The organism is Neotamlana nanhaiensis (assembly GCF_000943555.1).
Lineage (GTDB): Bacteria > Bacteroidota > Bacteroidia > Flavobacteriales > Flavobacteriaceae > Neotamlana > Neotamlana nanhaiensis.
The window spans coordinates 128,646-146,098 of sequence record NZ_JTDV01000003.1; the positions used below are offsets into that span (position 1 = coordinate 128,646).

Annotated in this window: 17 protein-coding genes; all 17 read left to right on the plus strand. The window is 31.2% G+C overall.

Going from position 1 to position 17,453, the window contains the following annotated elements; genetic code table 11:
- The first annotated feature begins 39 nt into the window (after positions 1-39).
- The 17 genes from PK35_RS05945 to PK35_RS06025 all read left to right on the plus strand — a co-directional run bounded on the left by PK35_RS05945 (position 40) and on the right by PK35_RS06025 (position 17,442).
- On the plus strand, positions 40-933 hold the full coding sequence (locus PK35_RS05945; RefSeq protein ID WP_131474396.1) for a hypothetical protein: 894 nt from the start codon (positions 40-42) through the stop codon (positions 931-933).
- A 79-nt stretch (positions 934-1,012) separates the two neighbouring features.
- Positions 1,013-1,792, plus strand: coding sequence for a glycosyltransferase family 2 protein (locus PK35_RS05950; protein ID WP_044625789.1), 780 nt, complete (start codon positions 1,013-1,015; stop codon positions 1,790-1,792).
- A 6-nt stretch (positions 1,793-1,798) separates the two neighbouring features.
- Positions 1,799-2,533 carry a glycosyltransferase gene (locus tag PK35_RS05955; RefSeq protein ID WP_044625790.1) on the plus strand — a complete coding sequence of 245 codons (735 nt, stop codon included), beginning with the start codon at positions 1,799-1,801 and terminating at the stop codon, positions 2,531-2,533.
- A 183-nt stretch (positions 2,534-2,716) separates the two neighbouring features.
- Positions 2,717-3,238: a class I SAM-dependent methyltransferase gene (locus PK35_RS05960; protein ID WP_157841059.1), complete on the plus strand. Its 522-nt coding sequence runs from the start codon at positions 2,717-2,719 to the stop codon at positions 3,236-3,238.
- 18 nt (positions 3,239-3,256) lie between these two features.
- Positions 3,257-4,642, plus strand: coding sequence for a DUF6056 family protein (locus PK35_RS05965; protein ID WP_044625792.1), 1,386 nt, complete (start codon positions 3,257-3,259; stop codon positions 4,640-4,642).
- Positions 4,643-4,656: 14 nt separating this feature from the next.
- Entirely contained in the window at positions 4,657-5,352 is a 696-nt protein-coding gene (locus PK35_RS05970) for a sulfotransferase family 2 domain-containing protein (protein ID WP_044625793.1), read from the plus strand.
- Entirely contained in the window at positions 5,345-6,274 is a 930-nt protein-coding gene (locus PK35_RS05975; protein ID WP_044625794.1) for a glycosyltransferase, read from the plus strand. Before PK35_RS05970 ends, PK35_RS05975 begins: the two co-directional genes overlap by 8 nt.
- Complete coding sequence (locus PK35_RS05980) at positions 6,275-7,363, plus strand: glycosyltransferase family 2 protein (protein ID WP_044625795.1); 1,089 nt, start codon at positions 6,275-6,277, stop codon at positions 7,361-7,363.
- Entirely contained in the window at positions 7,360-8,499 is a 1,140-nt protein-coding gene (locus PK35_RS05985) for a glycosyltransferase (RefSeq protein ID WP_044625796.1), read from the plus strand. The genes PK35_RS05980 and PK35_RS05985 overlap by 4 nt, the downstream gene beginning before the upstream one ends.
- Positions 8,500-8,553: 54 nt before the next feature.
- Positions 8,554-9,708, plus strand: a complete 1,155-nt coding sequence (locus tag PK35_RS05990; RefSeq protein WP_044625797.1) for an acylneuraminate cytidylyltransferase — start codon at positions 8,554-8,556, stop codon at positions 9,706-9,708.
- A gap of 129 nt (positions 9,709-9,837) precedes the next feature.
- Entirely contained in the window at positions 9,838-10,713 is an 876-nt protein-coding gene (locus PK35_RS05995) for an N-acetylneuraminate synthase family protein (protein ID WP_044625798.1), read from the plus strand.
- 1 nt (position 10,714) lies between these two features.
- Complete coding sequence (locus PK35_RS06000) at positions 10,715-11,548, plus strand: polysaccharide pyruvyl transferase family protein (RefSeq protein WP_044626060.1); 834 nt, start codon at positions 10,715-10,717, stop codon at positions 11,546-11,548.
- Positions 11,541-12,935, plus strand: a complete 1,395-nt coding sequence (locus tag PK35_RS06005; protein ID WP_044625799.1) for a glycosyltransferase family 28 protein — start codon at positions 11,541-11,543, stop codon at positions 12,933-12,935. The genes PK35_RS06000 and PK35_RS06005 overlap by 8 nt, the downstream gene beginning before the upstream one ends.
- Positions 12,932-14,080: a glycosyltransferase family 4 protein gene (locus tag PK35_RS06010; protein WP_044625800.1), complete on the plus strand. Its 1,149-nt coding sequence runs from the start codon at positions 12,932-12,934 to the stop codon at positions 14,078-14,080. Before PK35_RS06005 ends, PK35_RS06010 begins: the two co-directional genes overlap by 4 nt.
- Positions 14,077-15,609: a glycosyltransferase family 2 protein gene (locus PK35_RS06015; RefSeq protein ID WP_044625801.1), complete on the plus strand. Its 1,533-nt coding sequence runs from the start codon at positions 14,077-14,079 to the stop codon at positions 15,607-15,609. The genes PK35_RS06010 and PK35_RS06015 overlap by 4 nt, the downstream gene beginning before the upstream one ends.
- Positions 15,606-16,607: a glycosyltransferase family 2 protein gene (locus tag PK35_RS06020; protein WP_044625802.1), complete on the plus strand. Its 1,002-nt coding sequence runs from the start codon at positions 15,606-15,608 to the stop codon at positions 16,605-16,607. Before PK35_RS06015 ends, PK35_RS06020 begins: the two co-directional genes overlap by 4 nt.
- A gap of 7 nt (positions 16,608-16,614) precedes the next feature.
- Complete coding sequence (locus PK35_RS06025; protein ID WP_082048534.1) at positions 16,615-17,442, plus strand: class I SAM-dependent methyltransferase; 828 nt, start codon at positions 16,615-16,617, stop codon at positions 17,440-17,442.
- Positions 17,443-17,453: the final 11 nt, after the last annotated feature.

Sequence of the window (17,453 nt, forward strand, 5' to 3'; positions counted from 1 at the left end):
AGCTCTGTAATTAATCTAAATTTTTTAATTTGTTGTGTGATGACTATATTTTTTATCCATTTTGGAGAGATACCTGTTCATTTAAAGTTGTCTATGAACCAGGTGATTAAGTATCATCCTGATGCTATTTGCATCTTATTGACTGATTGTACTACTTTTAAACTAAAAGGTCTTCAAACAATTAGAATTAATGAATATACAAAATCGGCAGATGAGTTTAGTAGGTATTATAAACATATGTCAACCAACTCTTATAAATTTGAATTAATTTGTTTTCAAAGATGGTTTGTACTCAAAGATTTTGTGAATAAAAACAGTATTAATGAAACGTTCATTTATCTAGACTCAGATGTTTTAGTTTATCAAAACTTATTTGAAGTTATAGATTTAGAAGGTTATAAAATGACTGTTACAAAAGGATATGGTCCACAGTATTCTATTTTTGAAAATGCTAGCTCTATCAATCATTTTTGTGATTTTATAATTTATAATTATACTAACAATGAAAAAATTAACAGTTTAGTTAATAATTATAAAATTAATTTTTTAAACAAAAATCTAAACGGAGGTATTTGCGATATGACTCTTTTGGGTTTATATAATTTTGAAGGAAATTGTAAAGACATTTTTTGGAATAACAGTTACTATTTTAATAGTACTTTAAGTAATATAAACAATGATTTGAAAGATCTTGGCTACAATGCTGGTGGTTTTAATTTGAACTTTTTTGTTTTCAGTAACAGTTGCCCTAAATTGAATAACATAAAAATTGGTGCTCTTCACTTTCAAGGTTCCAATAAAGCTCAAATTCATCGTTATTATAAAGGGAGGTATAAATATTATTATTATATAATTGGAGAATTAAATTTATTTTTAAATACTTTTAAAAGGAAGTTAAAATCAAAAAAAAAACAATTTAAATTCTTAAAATAATTAACCCATGAGAGTTCGTAAAAAGTGTTATCACATTTTATAAAGTATGATTGTGTACAAAAAATAAAAATATTTATAGATGATATCGGTTGTAATACGAACAAAAAACCAGGAGGAAGCATTAGCGTTTGCCTTAAAAAATTTAACCGAACGTTACAAAGATGATATAGGAGAAATAATTGTTTTAGATAACCTTTCAAACGATTCTAGCGAAGCGGTTACCAAACAATTCGGAGCACGTTTTATTACGATTAAAAATTTTAGCTACGGCGGAAGTGCAAATTTTGTTACCGAAAAAGCCAAGTATAATATTGTGGTTATGTTTAGTGCGCATGCTTATCCTGTAAGCCACGATTTTTTTAAATTAATAAAGCAAAAATTTGAAGCGAATACGAATTTAGCAGGCTTACGCTGTTTACATCATCCAAACGATTACCGAAACTTTATAAATCAAGTTTCTGTAAAGGACGATCCAAATAAATCGGGCTTAATTTTTTCGGGTTCTGCATTTAACAAAGCAGTTTGGGAACAAATACCATTTCGAGATGATGTAGCAACATTCGAAGATAAAGAATGGACCGTTCGCGTTTTAAAAGCAGGTTACAATATCGATTTTGTAGCATCAATTTTTTCTTATGAAATAAAACGAACTAAAAAGCAGTTATTTTTTAGGTTTAAAAATGATGTTGTTGGAAATTATCAGTTATGGCATGATAATATAACCTGGAAAAATATTTTTAACGGTTTTGTGGTTGGGTGTTTTAAATTAGTTAAAAACTTTGTGGTCGATTTTTGGTACATCCTTAAAAAAGCGCTTTTTTTGATAAAGTTTATGTTTAATAAACCATCGAAGTTTTAGCAAATAATGAAACCAAAACTTAGCCTAATTATTCCGGTTTACAATGTCAGTGCTTTTATAAAAAAGACTTTGCAAGCAATTACGAAGTGGCATGAAACCATCAATTATTCTGCCGAAATAATTCTGGTTAACGATGGTAGCCCCGATAATTCAAAACAAATAATTGAAAGTTTTTTAGAGCAGAGTAATGCAGCTATAAAATTTGTGTCGTATTCTAAAAATAGGGGTAAAGGTTATGCTGTAAAACAAGGTATGTTGCAAGCAACAGGAGCTTTTAGAGTGTTTACCGATGCCGATATACCTTACGGATTTGAAATTATTGAACGCATTTTACATTATCTCGATTTTAAAGAATTTGATGTTTGTATAGGTAATCGTAGATCTATTCACGCCAAGTATTACACAAGTGTTTCATTTGCTCGTAAATTGTCGAGTTATGTTTTTACAGGCTTTGTATCGCGTTTTGTAGTAACAGGTATAAACGATACGCAATGTGGCATTAAAGGTTTTACCGAAGCGGTGGCCAACGAAATTTTTCCAAAATTGGCAGTAAGTGGTTTTGGCTTCGATATAGAAATACTTTACCTATCGTATAAAAAAGAATTCGACATAAAGCGAATACCCGTAACTTTTGTAGGAAACGAAAATTCAACAATAAGCCTTTTAAAAGATTCTATTTTGATGTTAAAAGATGTGATGTTGATTCCTTTTAGATATCATTTTACTAAAAATTATAGATAAATAAAAATGAATTTGTCAAGAGATTTTACGAATAAGATAAATTGGGTTTTAGACAATTTGTTTCCCCCGTTTGTAAGAGATTCTAGGTTTATAATGAGTCCGCTTTTCGTGTTGCTGTTTGGGAAAAAAGGAAAATTATTTTTAAATTTTAAGGAAAACGCATGGAAATTTAATTCTCAAGAAATGACCAATTATTATAAGGAGTTGGCCAGTGTTCATATTAAAAGAGAAACCGATCTTAATTTAAGCTGTGAAAAGTATATTTTAAAACAAATTATAGGAGATAGAGTTTTAGATATTGCCTGCGGAAGGGGTTATCTTGCAAAAAAAATAAAGCAAAAAGAAGGCTGTGAGGTTGTAGGAATCGATTTTGTTATACCAGATGAATTAAAAAAATCGGAGCATATAACTTTTAAAGAAGGTATTATTGAAGATATTAACTATCCAAACAATTTTTTTGATACCGTAATTTCAACACACACATTAGAGCATGTTTTAGATTTAGAAAAATGTATAAGTGAACTAAGACGGGTTGCAGCAAAACGTTTAATTGTTGTTATACCGAAGCAAAGGCCTTATCGTTACACTTTTGATTTACACTTACAATTTTTTCCATATAAGTTTAACGTTTTAGAAGCGTTTAAAAATGAAAACGGAACTTGCTTATTGCTAGATAATGACTGGCTTTATATAGAAGATTTGTAGATTATATATAAATAAAAGATGAAACAGATTCTTGAAAAGTATTTTCAAAGCACAAATATTATTATAGTTTTAAGTAGTATTGTGGTACTTCCATTCATACTTATTTCTGTATTTAATAACCCATCTGCCGATGATTTTTGTTATAGTAATTATGGTAGAGATTTAGGATATTTTGGTTTACAAAAAGAAGCTTATTTTGGTTGGTCCGGACGTTATTTACCAACTTTAATTCTTGGAATTCCTAATTTAATTTCTGGTTCGTTTGTAGTGTATAAATTGGTGCCTGTGTTGCTGTTGGTTGCTTTATTTATATCGGTTTATCATTTATCTTCCTCTATTTTTTCAACCATATCAAAAAAAAATAAGGCTCTTTTAGCAGTTTTAGTTACCGCCCTATATTTATTACAAATGCCTTCACCAACACAAGGGTTTTATTGGTTGGCAGGAGCAGTAACTTACCAGCTATCTATAATTTTAGCATTGTTTATGTTTTCGTATATTATTTTATATGTAAATACAAAAAACATAAAGTTTATCGTTGTGGCAATCTTATTGTCTATTTTAGTAATTGGAACAAACGAAATTACCTTAGTACTTGTAAATTTAATTTATGGGTTTACATGTGCGTATTTACTATTTATAAACCGAAAACTAGACAAAGGTTTATGGCTACTTTTTGCAGTTATTTTGGCGTGTTCTGCGTTCGTGTTATTGTCACCTGGTTCGGCTTCGCGGGCAACAAGTTATCCAGGAAACCAACAGTTTATGTATTCGTTGTTTAAAACAATAAAAGCAACTAAACGCCATTTAGGCGACTGGCTTCCATCAATTGTGGTTTTATTATTATTGTTTTTTGACTTTTTTAGTAAAACAGCTCAAAAAATTAAAACGCCTCGCGTTTTTAAAGTAAAATTAGTTTTTCCGGTTTTAATAGTCTTTAGTTTCTTAATTTTAGGAGTTTTTCCTGTGTATTATAGTTTAAAATGGGTGCCGTTTCGAGTGGTAAACGAAGTTTACTTTTTCTTTTTATTAGGCGTGTTTTATTTGGCATTTGTTTTATTTTTTAAATTAAAAGAAAAGAAAAAAACATTTGTAGAATTGTCTAAATGGACAAGAATAGGGCTTTGGGTTCTGGTGTGTTTTCGTTTAGGAGGCGATAACAATGTTAGAGTGGCTTATTCTGATTTAATTAGCGGTAAAGCCAATGCCTACAATAAAGCTTTAAATACGAGGTATACCATTATAAAAAACACAAAAGATGATAAGGTTATAATTCCCAAACTAGATGTGTTTCCTGAAACCATATTCTTCGAAGATATTAAACCAAATTCAAAACACTGGATTAATTCTTGTTATAATGCTTATTTTAATAAAGCAGAAATAACCTATAAACCTATAAAATAGTTGTAACCTAGCTTATGATTAGTCATAAACATAAATGTATTTTTTTACACATTCCAAAATGCGGTGGTACAACTATTAAATATTTGTTGTTTCCAAATGAAACCGTAAGTTGGGATAAAGTAGATTACAATAAACTTTATGGGTGGTGCCCAAAACGTAAGTTTTTTTTACAACATGCCACGGCAAAACAATTATTGGAAACCGAACTTATTTCTGAAGAGATTTGGCAGAACTATTATAAATTTACATTTATTAGAAATCCTTGGGATAGAGCCGTTTCAGATTATTTTTGGTTAATGAAAGACCAGAAAATAACCGATACTTTTAAAAATTACATATTAAAACAAGGTAAATTTAAAGCTTTTTTAACCCACGAAAGCAAACTGTATTATCGAGGCGATCATACCAAACAACAAACCGAATTTTTTGATTATGATGGCAATTTTAAACCTGATTTTATAGGACGGTTTGAAAGTTATAATAATAACCTTAAGCAAATTTTCGATGCTTTAAAATTACCATATGTTCAAGATTTACATGTTAATAAAGCTAAAGTAAAAAAGAAGCATTATTCTAATTATTTTTTTAACGATGTGCAGTTGGCTTTTCAAGATTTATACAAAGATGATATTGATAAATTAGGGTATAATTTTGAAAATAAGCAAGATGTTTTTTTTAAGATGAAAAATTTTTTCAGAAAAAATGACTAGCACATCTCAAATAACTGTTAGTGTTTTTATGCTCACCTACAATCAAGAGCATTGTATTGGTCAAGCCATTGATAGTATTTTGGCTCAAAAAACCACTTTTACATATCAGTTGGTTATTGGTGAAGATTGTAGTATTGATGACACCAAAAGCATTTGTGAATCTTATCAAAAGCAATATCCTAAGAAGGTAAAGTTGTTGCCTTCAATGGGTGAAAATATAGGATTAATAAACAATTATTTTCGAACCATAAAGGCTTGTAATGGTAAATATATTGCCATTTGCGATGGTGACGATTATTGGATAGATGAGCAAAAACTACAAAAACAAGTCGATTTTTTAGAATCTAACCCGGATTATGCCATGGTTGGAACCAATTATTTAAAGTTATTTAAGGATAATACTTTAGTTGAAGAAATAAAACAGCACAATAAATCATATTACGAGTTTAACGATTTAATTTTTAAAAATGTTTTGCCATCGGTTACCACGATGTTTAAAAATGTTCCTCGGCAAGAACCGCTACCCAATTGGGTTTTAAAATATCCCTACGGCGATTGGCCTACCTATTTATGGGTTTTAAAAAATGGTGGGAAAGTCCATTTTTTAAATGATGTAACCGCCGTTTATCGAATGGAAGTTGGTGTTTCAGCAAAACTCCGAAAAACGCTAAGCGATATTGAAATGGTTAACCTAAATATCTTGAATGATGTATTTTTAGATACAGCATTTTCACATAAAAAAGCAGTAATTAATAAAAGCATTAACGATAAAAAGAAACAATTGGTAAGTTTATACAACAGAGAACGGAAGTTTTTTAAAGCCTTTGTGTTATTTTTGAAATCGATATTTAACCAAAAAAATAAATTTAGTTTTATTAAATTTTACATGTATTCTCTTTTAAAATCTTTTAAGCTCATTTAAATGAAAGCGGCTAACAACATATCGATGGTGTTTACAAACCGAAATAGAGATTTACGCATCGTAAAAAACTGTTTAACATCGTTAAAAAACCAAAGCGAGCAGAATTTTGTTTGTACGTTGGTCGATTATGGGTCGGATGCTAATTATTTAAAAAATTTAACCCAATTATTACAAGAGTTTCCAAAAGTTAAGTTTATTACTTGCGAAGTTTCTGGGCAATTATGGAATAAGTGTCGGGCTATAAACATAGCATTAAAAGCTTGTGAAACACCATATTTTATGGTTGGTGATATCGATTTAATGTTTCATCCAGATTTTATTAAAACGGCAAATGTACTTTCAAAACCAAGCGAGTTGCATTATTTTCTTTATGGTTTTTTATCTGAAGAAGAGTCGAAGTTAAAAAAAGATTTTGTTGATTATAGAGTTGATTTTCCTGGTAACAACGAAGTTACAGGAACAACCATGTTTCCAGCTCAAGTTTTAAAGCAGCTTCATGGTTACGACGAGTTTTATCATGGTTGGGGCGCCGAAGATACCGATATTCATATCCGGATGAAAAACAAAGGCTTATCGGTTAATTTTTATGATAAAGAGATTTTAGTGAAGCATCAATGGCACCCAAAGGCTTACAGAAGTAAATTAAGCACGCATCCGTTTCATTCGCAGTTGGAGCGTATAAATCATGCGTATATGAATGTTACTCAGTCGGCTAAAAGAATTATTGTAAACCAAGATTTAGAATGGGGAAAACTTCCAAATTCTAAGTATTACAATAAACTATCATCGCCAGATATAACCATAAATATAAAATCATCAAATTTAGAGTTAAAGGCCTTTTTAGCACAATTACAAAATTTTAAAAATGAGGTTGTTAAACTTGAGGTAACCAATTTTTCTTCAAACGAAAAACAAAAAAATAATATGAAGAAATTGTTTGGTAAAAAGTGTATTCCTATGTTATCTATGGAAACCATTAATAATATTATTTTAGAAGACATTATTACAAAGTTTAGAAACAATCCGTATCAATATACCTTCAATAGAAATTTGGAAAAAATTGAACTAATCATGTATTGCGAAGCATGAAAATACTAATGGTTTCCATACCAACTTTACACTTTTTTAGGTGGGCAGATCAATTAAAATATGCTGGTCATGAGGTGTTTTGGTTCGATATAACTGGTATGAGCGCGCCAGTTGAAAAACTAAATTGGGTTGAGCAAAAAGTAAACTGGAAACTAAAATACAATTACCCTGGCCGTATATTTTTAAAAAAACGATTTCCTAAAGTTTATAATTTTATTCAAAAGTTTAACGAGAAAAACACAGCCTCAGAATTTGAAAATTATTTAAATAAAGTAAAACCCGATGTGGTGCATAGTTTTGCTATTTACTTATCATGCGCGCCTATTTTAGAGGTGATGACCAAGTATAACCAAAAATGGATCTATTCATCTTGGGGGAGCGATTTGTACTATTTTCAGAATAAATCCCAATATTTAAACGATATAAAACGGGTATTACCACGTATAAATTATTTATTTACCGATTGCAATCGCGATTATATTATTGCCAAAAAACATGGATTTAGTGGCGATTTTTTAGGTGTGTTTCCTGGAGGAGGAGGTTTTAATTTACAGCACGTTAAAAGTTTTTGTTTGCCAATAGAGAAGCGAAAAACCATTTTAATAAAAGGTTTTCAAGGGCGTTCCGGTCGAGCAATTACCGTTTTAAAAGCTATAAATAATTTGCAAAAGCAATTACAGGCTTATAAAATTATTGTTTTTGGAGCACCAAACGAAGTGTTTCAGTTTGTACAAAATTCAGCATTAAAAGATTGGGAAAATCTGGAAGTTTTAGGGCGTATAAACCACGAAAAAGTGTTGGAAATTATGGGTGAAGCCTTAGTTTATGTTGGTAATAGCAATTCTGATGGTATGCCAAATACCTTGTTGGAGGCCATTATTATGGGGGCATTTCCTATACAATCAAATCCTGGAAATGCGACTTCAGAATTAATAACGCATAATAAAAACGGGTTGCTTATTAACAATTGCGAAAATGAAGTAGAAATTGAAGCACTAATTACGAGTGTTTTAAGGAATACGGATTTATTGGAAGAAGCTTATCAATTCAATCAGAATAACTTAAAACCAAATCTCGATAGGGAAGTCATAAAACGAAAGGTATTAGAAAAATACGCTTCAATCGGCAAGCAATAGTTTATTCTTTTAAAAACAAACAGTATTTTAGCACTTTAGAGTAAATCGATTTTTATGAAAAGCATTGGTTTTATACCACTCCGTAAAGGTTCAAAAGGTATTCCAAATAAAAATAAGCGTAAAATGGTTGGTCGCCCGTTATTTACATGGGTGTTAGGAGAAGCTATTTTTTCGAATTTAGATGAGGTTATAGTTTATACCGATGATGAAGATATCATAAGTTTTATTGAAAAAGAATATACTTGGACAAAAAAGGTAAAAGCCTTATTAAGAAGTGAAGCCAGCGCTAGCGATACAGCAAGTACTGAGTTTGCTATGTTGGAATATGCAGAATCCATTGACTTTAATTTTGATGCTTTTTGTTTGCTACAAGCCACCTCACCCTTTACAAAAACTGAAGACATAAATACGTGTTTAAGTAAATTGAATGATGATTTTGATTCCGCTTTAACCGTTGTTAATACCCATCGTTTTTTATGGGATAAAAATGGGAAACCGTTAAATTATAATCCTTTAAATCGTCCAAGAAGACAAGATTTTGAAGGTTTGTTAATTGAAAATGGAGCTGTTTACACCATAACAAAAGAAGCCTTACAAAAACGCAAAAATAGATTAGGAGACAACGTTGCTGTAGTAGAAATGCCAGAGGATAGTTTGCATGAAATAGATTCGGAAACCGATTGGATAGTTGTAGAGCAACTACTCATGGAACGCCAAAAACGCGAAAAAGAATCGAAAAGAATAACACATTTAGTTTTAGATGTTGATGGTGTTTTTACCGATGGAACCATATCCTACACTAAAGACGGCGAACACACCAAAGGCTTTGATATGCGTGATGGTATGGGGTTGGAAATTTTACGACAGTATGATGTGACGGTAATGATTATGACTTCCGAAAACTCGGAACTAGTCGCAAAACGCATGGAAAAACTAAAGTTGAAACATGTGTTTTTAGGTGTAAAAGATAAATACACCTTACTAAAAAACATCACTATCGATTTGGGAATAAGTTTAAGCAATGTTGCTTATGTGGGCGACGACGTTAACGATTTAACCAATATATGTAGTGTAGGTTGGTCGCTTACACCAAATAACGCCACCACGGTTGTAAAACAGCATGCCGATGTGGTGTTATCAAATAATTCGGGAGCAGGAGCCATTCGTGAAGCTTGTAATTTTATTATGAATTATAATAAACGATTTTGATTTTTTAGTTGAATGGCATGTACTTTTCAAAATGAGTATAATCTAATTTCAGGCTGAGCGCAGACGAAGCCCAATAGAAAAATCAACTAGTAATAAATTTGATAAATTAGGTTTTAAACCAAAAACAAAATGAATACCTACAAAAAACCATACATAATTGCCGAAATAGGTTGTAACCACAAAGGCGATATGGAAATAGCTAAGGAGCTTATAAAAGTCGCAAAAATATTTTGTAATGTTGATGCGGTTAAGTTTCAAAAACGCAACAATAAAGAATTATTAACCGAAGATCAATACAATACACCGCACCCAAATCCTATAAATTCATATGGTTCTACTTATGGTGAGCATCGTGAGTTTTTGGAGTTCGATGTTAATCAACATAAAGAATTAAAAGCATTTTGTGAAGAAGTTGGCATCACGTATTCTACGTCGGTTTGGGATTTAACCTCGGCAAAAGAAATTTCATCGTTAAACCCAGAATTTATTAAAATTCCGTCGGCGTGTAATAACAATATAACGATGCTTACATGGTTATGCGAAAACTATAAAGGTGAACTACATATTTCAACAGGTATGACCACCAAAACTGAAATTGATGATTTGGTTAATCTGTTTAAAAAACACAATAGAAATAAAGATTTGGTGCTTTACAATTGCACATCGGGTTATCCAGTGCCTTTTGAAGATGTTTGCCTTCTTGATATTAATTTACTTATAGAAAAATACGGAAACGAAGTAAAACACATTGGTTTTTCTGGGCATCATTTAGGAATTGCTGTCGATGTGGCTGCTTATACTCTTGGAGCTAATATTATTGAACGCCATTACACACTTGATAGGACTTGGAAAGGAACCGATCATGCCGCATCTTTAGAGCCTATGGGTATGCGGAAACTATCACGCGATTTAAAAGCCGTTTACAAAGCCTTAAGCTTTAAAAATGCCGATATTTTGCCTATTGAACAAGTGCAACGCGATAAACTTAAAAACCAAAAAGGCTAATATGAGTTCTTCTAATAAAATACGATTGTTTTGGTGGAACGAAATTAAAATGCAAGGTAAATCCAAAGAAAATTATGGCGATTTATTGGGTAAATATTTAGTTGAAAAAATTTCTGGAAAACAAGCGGTTTGGGTTAAACCTAAAGCGTTTTCGTTCGTTAATTTTTTTAAACCTATTTATGTTACAATAGGTAGTATTTTAACTAACGTTACCAATAATTGTATTGTTTGGGGTAGTGGTATTGTATCAAAAGAATATCATGTAGAAAACGCATCATTTTTAGCGGTTCGCGGCCCACAAACTAGAGCTTTTTTAATTGAAAAAGGTTACTATGTTCCAGAAGTTTATGGCGATCCAGCGTTATTGTTTCCCAGATATTATAACCCAAAAGTTAAAAAAACACACCGTATAGGAATCATTCCGCATTACAACGATTATAAAAAAGTTAAAGATTTTTATACCAATGAATCGGACGTTTTGTTAATCGATTTAATGACCAACAATATTGAAGAAACTACAAACAAATTTTTAGCATGCGAAAAAATTGTATCGTCCTCACTACACGGTATTATTATAGCTCATGCGTATGGAATTCCTGCGGTTTGGCAAAAATTTTCGAATGATGTTTTTGGCGATGATATAAAATATCAAGATTATTTCGAGTCGGTTTTAATTGAATCTTATAAGTCTGAAATTGTAAACTCTAAAATGACGATTCCGAAATTGGAAGAACTATTTGTTAACAAGCAAGCACTTCCCAAAGCTGAGGTAATTGAAGATTTGTGTGATAAATTAATGACTGTTTGCCCCTTTAAACCAATAACAAATGCCTAAAAAAGTATTCATATTTTTTCCCGACGGTGTTGGATTAAGAAATTTTGCATTCACCGATTTTAAAAAGATTGGTGAGCAAAAAGGTTTCGAGATAACCTACTGGAACAATACTATTTTTTCGTTAAAAGACAATTTAGGTTTTAACGAAGTTAAGATTGAAGATAAAAGCGCACATAAGTTGCTTTCCATTTATTCAAGAGCCAGAAAACGGGCCGAATTAAATGTGTCGCGCGATAAATTTAGCGACAATGTTTATCCAACCTACAAGTTTCCATTTAATTATAAGGGAGCAAAAAATATATTTCGAAGTTTATTTACAAAATGGTTAATTGGTAAATATTCATCGGAAAAAGGTATTGTAAAACTACGTGAGAAAATAAACAAACTTGAACGCTCAACATCAAAATACGCTTATTGCAAAAAGCAATTAGAGGAACATAAACCCGATTTGGTTTTTTGTACCACCCAACGTGCAACACAATCTATAAGTGCGCTTTTAGCAGCAAAAGATTTAGGAATACCAACGGTTGCGTTTGTGTATTCCTGGGATAACGTGCCAAAAGCCATGCAAGTTGTAGAAACCGATTATTACTGCGTTTGGAGCGATTTAATGAAACACGAACAGCTTAAATATTACCCTTTTGTAAAAGAAGAACAGGTTTTTGTAACGGGTACACCGCAGTTTGAGCCACATTTTGATGAATCGTTAAAGCAATCAAGGGAAGCCTTTTTTGCCGAACATAATTTAGATATCAACAAAAAATATATTTGTTACTCTGGTGACGATGAAACCACCTCACCGCTCGATCAATATTACCTTGAAGATTTAGCAAATGCATGCAGAAGTTTAAACACTCAAGGGTATAATTTAGGTGTTATTTACAGAAAATGCCCTGTAGATTATACGCCACGTTACGATGCTGTAATTAATGCCAGTAAAGATATTATTACGGTAATCGACCCCATTTGGCAACAAGTTGGCAGCCAATGGAATCAAATCCTGCCTACACCAGAAGATTTTAAAATGTTATACAATGTTTGCGAACATAGTGAGTTTGTAACCAATGTATGCTCGTCTACAGTGTTCGATTTTGTGGTGCACAACAAACCTTGCATTTATTACAATTACGAGCAACCGCAGTTAAAAAAAGGCATTCGCGATATTGGTCAGAATTACAAATACGTGCATTTTCGTAGTATGCCAAGCGATAAAGCAGCCGTTTTTTGTACCGATAAAAATGATTTAGAAGCGCTTGTAAAGCAGATTTTAGATGGGAATTTATCGAATGTTGAAGAAGGAACAGCGTGGTTTAAAATTGTAGCTGGAAAACAACCAACGAAAGCATCAGAAACTATTTGGAACACGCTTGAAGATATTTTAAAATGAACATTGGTTTTATTACACCAGAATATCCGCATGAAAAAGTTGCCCACGCCGCAGGAATTGGCACAAGCATAAAAAACCTTGCTATGGCATTGGTTAAAAAGGGGGTTGGTGTGTTTGTAATTGTTTATAATCAAAATGCTTCAGAGGTTTTTAACGATAATGGTGTAGAAATTCATTGTATTGCAAAAAAGAAATTTCCGTATTTAGGTTGGTATTTCAATAGAAAATACCTTCAAAAGCAAATCAATAAAATTGTAGTTGAAAAACAAATTGATGTTTTAGACGCTCCCGATTGGACAGGTATTACGGCGTTTATGCGTTTTAAAGTACCCTTAGTAATTCGTTTTCATGGAAGTGATGCTTACTTTTGTAAATTAGAAGGACGACAGCAAAAGTTTAAAAATTTTGTGTTTGAAAAGAAGGCCTTAAGAAAAGCCGATGCGTTTATAGCGCCAACTAATTTTGCTGGCGAAGAAACTCTAAAATTTTTTGGTTTAAATAAAACTAAAATTAAAAACATACCAAACGGAATTTTACTGAATCAGTTTAATAATGAAACACCTAAAATCTACGATAAAAACACTATTTTATACGTAGGTACTATAATTAGAAAGAAAGGTGTTTTTGAGCTTGCCGAAATTTTTAATAAAGTAATAGAACAAAACCCAGAAGCAAAATTAATTTTAATAGGAAGCGATTCGGCTGATATTCAAACAGAAGAAAAATCAACTTACAAATTGGTAAAAAGTTTGTTTTCAGGGAAGGCTAAAGAGCAAGTCCATTATTTAGGTAAAATACCCTACGATGATGTGAAAAATCAAATAAAAAAAGCACAGGTTTGTGTGTTTCCTAGTTTTGCCGAAACCTTAGGTATGGTAACTATTGAGGCCATGGCATTGCAAAAACCTGTTGTAAATACCAGTATTGGTTGGGCTAAAGAATTAATTGATGATGGTGAAAATGGGTTTTTAATTCACCCAACAAACATCAATTTATATGCTCAAAAAATAATTGAATTGTTAAACAATGCATCACTTTGTGAAACCATAGGTAAAGCAGCAAGAATTAAGGTTGAAGAAACATTTGATATAGATGAAATTGCTAATATTAATTTAAATTATTTTAAATCGGTTATTAAAGCATGATTGTTCTGTATCATACTGAAAATAGAGTTGTTGAGGTTTTCGATTTTAAATCGAATTCAAACATTATTATTGATGCTAGAAAAACAACAGAAGCCCTTTTTGAAATTGCAGAAAAAAATAAGGATAGGATACTAATTTGGTGTCATAGCGATCAAAAAGAAAATTTAAATCGCAAAGAACTTCAAGACATATTTTCTTTAAAAAATATGATGATGTCTTTTGGTAAAACCCAATATTTACCCGAATCTATCGGGTTTATTGAAGATTCTCCGTTTTTAAAAGTCAATAAAACTGTAAAATATCCAACATGGTTAATGAGCAGCGAAGTTGGCACAATATATGCCTCACAATTATTAAAATTTAAGTCTGTTATTAAATTAAATCTACCGTTTAGTTATGCTTTAAATTCAATAGCTAAATTAGGTATGAGCCAAGGTTTGTTTTGTTATTCCGAGCCTAGACTTTTAATTAATTCAGATTTAGCTATATCAAGAAATCAAGCATCTAAAACTATGTTGTTTAAGTTTGTAAAACAACATTATAAATGGGTTTGGAGTTTCTTTTTATTGTTTAATATTACTTTTTATAACAAACAACTTCCGTTATTTGCCTTCATTAAATCGTTGTTTGTTGGTAAATTGAAAACTTTGGTTGATATAGATTTTGAGTTTTTAAAAAAACATAACCCAACAGTTTTGAGTATAGATGTCATTATTCCAACTTTAGGGAGAAAAAAGTATTTATACGATTTTTTGAATGATTTAAGGAAGCAATCTATTTTACCCAAAAAAGTTATAATTGTTGAACAAAATGAAATCGAAACTAGTTTTTCCGAGCTCGATTATATAGATAATGAAACTTGGCCTTTTGTAATATGTCATAAGCTTATCCATAAAACCGGGGCCTGCAATGCTAGAAATTTAGCGTTAAAAGAGGTTGTTTCAGACTATGTGTTTTTTGCCGACGATGATATTAGAGTTAAACCTAATTTTACCGAATTGGCACTCACAAAAATGCAAGAGCGTAGTATTAATGCTGTAACTTTTAGTTGTTTGAGACCCAACGATAAAAAGCAAAACTTTAATACCAAACAGTGGAGTACCTTTGGTTCTGGTTGTAGTATAGTAAAGCGTTCTGCATTGCAAGGCATGAATTTTAATATGGTGTATGAGTTTAATTTTGGTGAAGACGCCGATTATGGCATGCAATTAAGAAACCACGGTACGGATGTCATTTATTTTCCAGAACCAGAAATTTTGCATTTAAAAGCGCCAATTGGTGGCTTTAGAAAACCTCATGTTAATGATTGGATAAAACAAGGTTACAGCCCCAAACCATCGCCAACTATTTTGTATTATAAATTACAGCATCAAACACTACAACAACTGTTAGGGTATAAACTAGTATTGTTCTTAAAGTACTATAGAAGTCAATCAATAAAAAATCCAATCATCTATTTTAAAACTTTTAAAAAGCAATGGCGAGAAAGTGTGTTTTGGGCTAATAAATTAAACCAAATTAAACAATGAAATTCTCGTTAATTGTTTGTACATACATGCGCCCAAAGGCTTTGCTAACTTTGCTTAAATCAGTTAAGGAGCAAACACTTTATCCCGATGAAATTTTAATTATTGATGGTTCTTTAAATAATGAAACTGAACTGATTTTAAGTGAAAATCAGTTTAAGAACTTAAATTATTTTAAGGTAGATGAAGCAAATCGAGGCTTAACCAAACAACGTAATTTTGGGATAAATTTAGTTTCTGCGCATAGTGAGGTTGTTTGCTTTTTAGATGATGATATTGTTTTAGAATCTAATTATTTTGAAGCATTAATTGGTACCTATAAAATTAAACCAGATGCTTTAGCTGTTGGTGGCTATATAAAAAATGAAGTTGTTTGGAAAAAAACGAGTACTAACATTTCAAATAATCCTAATTTGTTTTACTTTGATGGTTGGAGTAGGAGCGAGCCATCTCGTTTTAAACTACGACATAAATTTAGCTTATTGCCAGATGCTAAACCTGGATTTTTACCAACTTTTGCACATGGTAGGTCTATTGGGTTTTTACCGCCTAGTGGCAAAATATATGAAGTTGAGTTAATTATGGGTGGTGTATCTTCGTATAAAACTGAGGTTTTTAAAACGTTGTCCTTTTCAACCTATTTTGAAGGTTACGGATTGTATGAAGATGCCGACTTTAGTTTGCGCTTAGCTAAAATAGGTAACTTGTATATAAATACAAACGCACAGTTAAGTCATTTTCACGACGAATCCGGACGACCAAATAAGTTTAAGTATGGTAAAATGGTAATAAGAAATGGTTGGTATGTTTGGCGCGTTAAATATAATAAGCCAACATTTAAAGCCAAGTTAAAATGGCATGCTACGGCATTACTATTAACCATTACTCGACTAATAAATGTAATAAATACCAAAGATAAAAAACAGGCGTTAACCGAGTCGTTAGGTCGAATTGTAGGGTGGTTTTGTTTGATTTTTAATAAGCCTGAAATTTTAAAATGACAAAATTATGTTTAAGAACTGTAAATTATGCCATAACGAAGTACACCGAATAAATGAAAAATTTAATTTAGGTAAATGTACTCACTGTAATTTAATTTTTTGTCTCGATAAATTCACTCAGGATGAGTTGGTTACACTATACGATAAGTTATATAATAATAACTCTGCGAAGTACGAAAGTTACTCTATAAACGAGTATAATATGCTTTTGCGAGGTGAAAAAATAAAAATTGGCCATAATAGATCTAGAGTATTAGAAAAGCATGTATTTAACTCTAAAAAAAAATCGGTATTAGAAATTGGGAGCGGTATAGGCTTAATGGGCGCTTACATTAGGAGTAAAAACGCTGATATAAAGTATTTAGGAATTGAAATAGATAAAGAGGCTTACCAAAAATCTAAGAGTTTAAATTTAAATACTATTAATTCCGATTTTAAAATTATGAATGACCTTGATGAATCTTTTGATGTTATTTTATTATGGGAAGTTATTGAGCATTTACAAGATTTAAAATTATTTATGGAGTTGGCTTACAAAAAGTTAAATAAAAATGGAAAGATAATTTTGTCGACTCCTAATTATAATAAAATATTAAATTATCCTAAACGGGCTAAAGATCATTTATATCAAGACGCGCCTCCAATTCATTTAAATTTTTTTACAAAGAACAATATTATTACCATTTTTGAAGCTTATAATTTTAAAAATTGTAAAGTAAAACTAAAACGGTTTCCATATTTAAATTTAAAATCGTTTGAGTTTTATAAAAACGTTTGCAAAGCAATTTTTAATGCTTATCAAGGATCAACAATATTTTTTGTTGCTCAAAAATAATGGTTATAAAT